Below are 4,693 nucleotides of genomic sequence, written 5' to 3'. Positions count from 1 at the left end.
CCTGTGTACACGCCCCGCCGAGAACCTGGAGAAAAGCGGCGAAGCTTGCGACCGCGATCACCATAGCAGTCGCGCGGCCGGCACAAAGCGCATCGTTAACTTAACGTTAACGACGCTCGCCGCAGGCGAGTTCGAAAAGACGATGCCGAGGCCCTGCGCAGCCGAGCGGAACAGGCTGATCTGTTCGCGCGTTGTTCAAACGTCAGATTTGATTATCAACCTATGATTGTTGCAGCCGGAGCGAATGCGTGCAGTGAAACTGCTACCTTTCGACCCCAGCACTGGCGTCGGCTTGCGAGAGGCCCTGCTCCTCGCTGCGATTGTCTACGCCATTTGGACGCCGTTCTATTTCTTGCTGAAACCAGATCCCGTGATCCCGCCGGCCGGTGACCGCGTTGAGCTGATCATGAAGGTTGCCCGCAATGAAGAAGCTGGAAGATCGGTCGACGTCTACGGGTTCAGGCGGCGCGAAGCCGATCTGAAAGACCCGAGGCCGCTTGTGGTTTACGAAGACGTAGCGCCGCTCCCAGCCGATCACTACGAAATCGAGCCGGTCAACCCGCAGAGCAAATGGCGCCCGGTGAAGTTCAAGGCCAGCGACGGGAGCGATCCTCGATACAATGGGCGCCGCTACTACGCTGTTTTGCCGAAGGCGCCGGCCCCCTAAAGCCAGACCGCACAGAGCCACCTTTCACCCTTCCGGCGGCGGTGCCTGGTTGAGCAGTTGAGAAATCGCGGTAACGACCTGCGCAGGTGCGAACGGCTTGTTCAAAAGCACACTATTCGGAACGCCGTGAGACGGCCATTGATCGGCACCAGCACCCGTCGTGTAAACCACGGGCATTTCCGGATTGATCTCCCTGGCACGCCTGGCGACGTCCCACCCCGCCAGCTTGCCGCTCAGGTGAATGTCGGTCAGCAACGCCCGATATTTCGTTGCGTCGCCCTGGAGCAGGTTCACGGCCTCCTCGCCCGAGGCCGTAATCTCCGTCTGAAAGCCGCCTTCCGTCAGGGCGCTACCGACCAGTTCCTGGATCAGAAAGTCATCCTCGACGACGAGGATCAGCAATGCCGGATTGTCCACGTCCCGATCCTCCTGCCACGTCATCGTGGCAGGTAGTAAGCTTAAAAGTGAACATAAGTTCCGAAAGGCCCTTCAAGCCGATGGCAAGTCAGACAACCCGCTGGGAACGGCGGAACACACCCCCGCGTGAGTTACGGGAGTTACCGGTCCGTCAAGGATCATGGTGAATTTAACGTTAACGAGTCAAAGCCGGGCCAAGAAGTCCGAAAACGGCTCTGCGGCATGGACGCTGCAAATCCCCTCCTGCAGAACAACAGAAGGGATCGCGGGTGCATTGAAGCGGGACAGGTCTGTCCCGCGGGGTTGCGCCCGGGGGTTAGCGTTCAGACATGAAACATCCGTCGAGCCGCGAGTTCTTCGCGTATTGGGACAAGAAGCGCGGTATGGAGCGCGCCCCTGACAGGGCCGATATCGATCCGGCCGCCGTTCGCGGCCTGCTCGGGGACATCTTCGTCCTGTCCTGCGAGCCCCATCTCGGCTTCCCGTTCCGGGTTGCTGGAACCCGCGTCTGCGCGCTCGCAGGGACCGACCTCAAGGACCGGAGCTTTGCGGCGCTGTTCGCTGATGCGAGCCGCAGCGAGATCGAGGAGATCACCACGATCGTCGCCGACGAGACGCTGGGCGCGATCGCCGGCGTCACCGCCGCGCGCGCGGACGGCAGCAAGGCATTTCTCGAACTGCTGCTGCTGCCCTTCAACGCCCGCCCGCATACGCCGGTGAGCGTGACGGGCGTGCTCGCCCCGTTCAACGACGAATGCGGCGCGCTTTCCGCCCTCACCCTCACATCCTGGCGCTATCTGCATCAACCGGAGAAGCTGCTGCCGCGCGCGATCCGCAAATTGCAGATCGCACGCGGACTGATGGTGTATGAAGGGCTGAGGTAGATTGCGATCGACCGCCACGCGCGACCGTTTTTGCCGGATTTGCGTCATTCCTGAACGCGTTGCGAGCGGATAGCTTCCGTCGCCTGAGACGAAGAGCAGGTGACATCATCATGAGCTGGCGCATTCTGGCGTGGAGCGTCCTCGGCTGCGTGGCATCGCTGGCGGCGATCGGCGGAACCTGGCTGCTCCTGCTGCCCGGCTCGCCGGCAAAGGGCCCCGCGCCTGCGATTTCCAGAGACGAAACCGAGGCGACGCTGGCCGCGCTGAAACCGCCGAAACGAAAGCGCCCGCTGATCGCCATCGTCGGCATCAACGACATGAGCGAGACCACCGACTATCTGATGCCCTATGGCATCCTTGCGCGCGCGGACGTCGCAGACGTCCTCACCCTCGCGACGCAACCAGGGCCCGTCACGCTCTATCCCGCACTCAAGGTGCAGCCGCATGCGACCATCGCCGAGTTCGATGCCGCGCATCCAGACGGCGCCGACTACGTCATCGTGCCCGCGATGAGCCGCGACGACGATGCAGTCGTGCTGCAGTGGATCAGGAGCCAGGCCGCCAAGGGCGCGATCGTGATCGGCGTTTGCGTGGGCGCCACAATCGTCGCCAATACCGGGCTGCTCGACGGCAAACGGGCCACGACGCATTGGTACTCCGTGCGCGACCTTCAGAAGCATCCGGCGATCCGCTATGCGGCGGACCGCAGACTGGTCGTCGACCAAGGCGTCGCGACGACGACCGGCATCACCGCGTCGATGCCCATGGCCCTCACCTTGATCGAAGCCATTGCCGGACGGGCCAGGGCCGAGGCGGTCGCCCGCGACATCGGCCTTGCGGCCTGGGATGCGCGCCACCGCAGCGACGCATTCGGCTTCACGCGCCCCTTCGCACTGACGGCGATCGCGAACACGCTCGCATTCTGGAATCGCGAGCAGCTCGGAATCGCGCTGACGCCTGATATCGACGAGGTGTCACTTGCGCTGATCGCCGATGCATGGTCGCGCACCTATCGCTCGCGCGCCCTCACCTTCGCGGCCACGGCCGAGGCGCTGACGAGCCGCAGCGGTCTTCGCATCCTGCCCGACGAGGTCACGGCCGACTGGCCGGCAAAACTGACGCCGCCGGCGGCGGTCGACCTGCCGCCGGCGCGCGCGCTGGACCAGACGCTTCAGGCCATCGATGCGCGCTACGGGCCGCGCACGGCCGACTTCGTCTCCATGCAGCTCGAATATCCGAGATAGCGGCGCGGCAACACGCCGGCTGTCGCATGCAACAGCCGACGCACCGTGCTTGCGAAGCGCCGTTACGGCATCGCCAGATGCCAGGCGCCGTTCAGGAAGCCGTCGCCGGTGATGTCGCCGGGCTTCTGGTCCTTGGCGAAAGTGTAGAGCGGCTTGCCCTTGTAGGCCCATTGCCGGGAGCCGTCGTCGCGCGTGATGATGGTGTAGCCGTCGCCGGCGGCGTCGCCCGCCTCGGCCTTCAGCACCGGCCAGTTCGTCGCGCATGGACCGTTGCAGGCCGACTTGCCGTCCGCATCCTTGTCGAACGTGTAGAGCGTCATGCCCTTGGCGTCGGTGAGCACGTTGCCCTTGTCGGTCTTGGCCGTCTTGGTCGGCGGTGCGGCGAAGGCGGCGGGAACGATCGCGAGCGACATTGCCAGCGCGAGCGCGAGGCGGATCGAGGACGTCATGATATCTCCTTTTGACATGCAATTGGCTTGCATGGGTAGGACGCCGTGCACGGCCTCGTATTCCTCAGATGGCAGAAAAGATATTTTTCGCTGCGCGCGTCAACGCAGCGGAATAAACTCGACCAACCGAGACGGAACGACGAAGAGACATGAACAAGCCGCACTGGCGTCCCGCACACGACTCCGACTTGCCTGCGATCAGCGCGATCGCGGCACGCATCCATCCTGCTTTGCCTGAACGCCCCGAGGTGTTCGCGGAGAAGATGCGGCTCTATCCCGACGGCTGCCGCGTGCTTGTCGCCGGCGATGAGATCGCCGGCTACGGACTCGCGCATCCCTGGAAGCGGCATCAGATCCCGCCGCTCGATCGCTTCCTCGAACGACTCCCCGAAGATGCAGACTGTCTCTACGTGCACGATGTCGCCGTGCTGCCGGATCGGCGGGGCGGCGTTGCGCGCGCCTATGTGACCGGGATCGCGGAGCTGGCGCGCGCATCCGGCATCGCCACCCTCGCTCTGGTCTCGGTCTACACCACGCTGCCTTTGTGGGAACATCTCGGCTTCCATCCGGTGACGGCGGATGCGGCGCTGCACGTGAAGCTGGCCTCCTACGGGAAAGGCGCGACCTACATGTTGCGCGACCTCGCTGCGACGTAACATCGCTCCCCGACCGCCCCCGGCTCACGCGTGCGTGAAACCGCCTCCTCGAACCGAGTCAGATCAGCCTCCGTCGAAGGTGTGTGCGGGCCCTTCCGGTCTCGCCGAACCGAGGCTGGAGAATATCCATGAAGCTCACATTGACGAAAGTTGCCTTGCTTGCATGCGTAGGGATTGCCGCGGTCTCCGCGACTAGCGCCAACGCGACGCAGTACCGGACCTATGGCTGCGACACCGCCTTCTTCGAAGGTTGCGGCTTCCTGATCGAGACACCGGCCGGCAAAAGCCGCCCCAGCACCATCCATCGTGATACTTCGCCGATCTACATGAAGCAGACCGACCCGCGCTACAGCTCGTCGATGCGTGATGCCGGCGG

8 protein-coding genes are annotated in these 4,693 nt (G+C 63.9%); 6 read left to right on the top strand and 2 right to left on the bottom strand.

The window, feature by feature from the left end:
- Positions 1-226, top strand: a 226-nt coding sequence (locus tag AX729_RS40915; protein WP_210183195.1) for a hypothetical protein, incomplete at its 5' end; no start/stop codon positions are given.
- Positions 227-244: 18 nt separating this feature from the next.
- Positions 245-667, top strand: a complete 423-nt coding sequence (locus AX729_RS15030; RefSeq protein ID WP_061024309.1) for a hypothetical protein — start codon at positions 245-247, stop codon at positions 665-667.
- Positions 668-691: 24 nt separating this feature from the next.
- Here the strand turns inward: AX729_RS15030 and AX729_RS15025 are convergent, their stop codons facing one another.
- A complete protein-coding gene (locus AX729_RS15025) occupies positions 692-1,084 on the bottom strand; it encodes a response regulator (RefSeq protein WP_245325196.1) in 393 nt (130 codons plus the stop codon).
- Positions 1,085-1,413: 329 nt separating this feature from the next.
- Here AX729_RS15025 and AX729_RS15020 point away from each other — a divergent pair, with 329 nt between their 5' ends.
- The gene (locus AX729_RS15020; RefSeq protein ID WP_061024304.1) at positions 1,414-1,968 is read left to right on the top strand and encodes a PAS domain-containing protein; all 555 of its coding nucleotides are present in this window, start codon (positions 1,414-1,416) and stop codon (positions 1,966-1,968) included.
- Positions 1,969-2,078: 110 nt separating this feature from the next.
- On the top strand, positions 2,079-3,212 hold the full coding sequence (locus AX729_RS15015; RefSeq protein ID WP_061024302.1) for a DJ-1/PfpI family protein: 1,134 nt from the start codon (positions 2,079-2,081) through the stop codon (positions 3,210-3,212).
- Between the two features lie 62 nt (positions 3,213-3,274).
- Here the strand turns inward: AX729_RS15015 and AX729_RS15010 are convergent, their stop codons facing one another.
- Positions 3,275-3,661 (bottom strand): COG4315 family predicted lipoprotein, encoded by a 387-nt coding sequence (locus AX729_RS15010; RefSeq protein ID WP_197433605.1) that lies wholly within the window; start codon positions 3,659-3,661, stop codon positions 3,275-3,277.
- Positions 3,662-3,810: 149 nt separating this feature from the next.
- Here AX729_RS15010 and AX729_RS15005 point away from each other — a divergent pair, with 149 nt between their 5' ends.
- Together AX729_RS15005 and AX729_RS15000 are read left to right on the top strand one after the other, a co-directional pair.
- Positions 3,811-4,317 carry a GNAT family N-acetyltransferase gene (locus AX729_RS15005; RefSeq protein ID WP_061024300.1) on the top strand — a complete coding sequence of 169 codons (507 nt, stop codon included), beginning with the start codon at positions 3,811-3,813 and terminating at the stop codon, positions 4,315-4,317.
- Between the two features lie 128 nt (positions 4,318-4,445).
- The coding region (locus tag AX729_RS15000) for a hypothetical protein (RefSeq protein WP_061024299.1) at positions 4,446-4,693 on the top strand (248 nt) is incomplete at its 3' end.

The sequence above is a fragment of the Bradyrhizobium sp. CCH5-F6 genome, from assembly GCF_001556045.1.
Taxonomy (GTDB): domain Bacteria; phylum Pseudomonadota; class Alphaproteobacteria; order Rhizobiales; family Xanthobacteraceae; genus Bradyrhizobium.
Note: the sequence above shows the minus strand (reverse complement) of the source record. Positions and strands in the feature narration are given on the sequence as shown.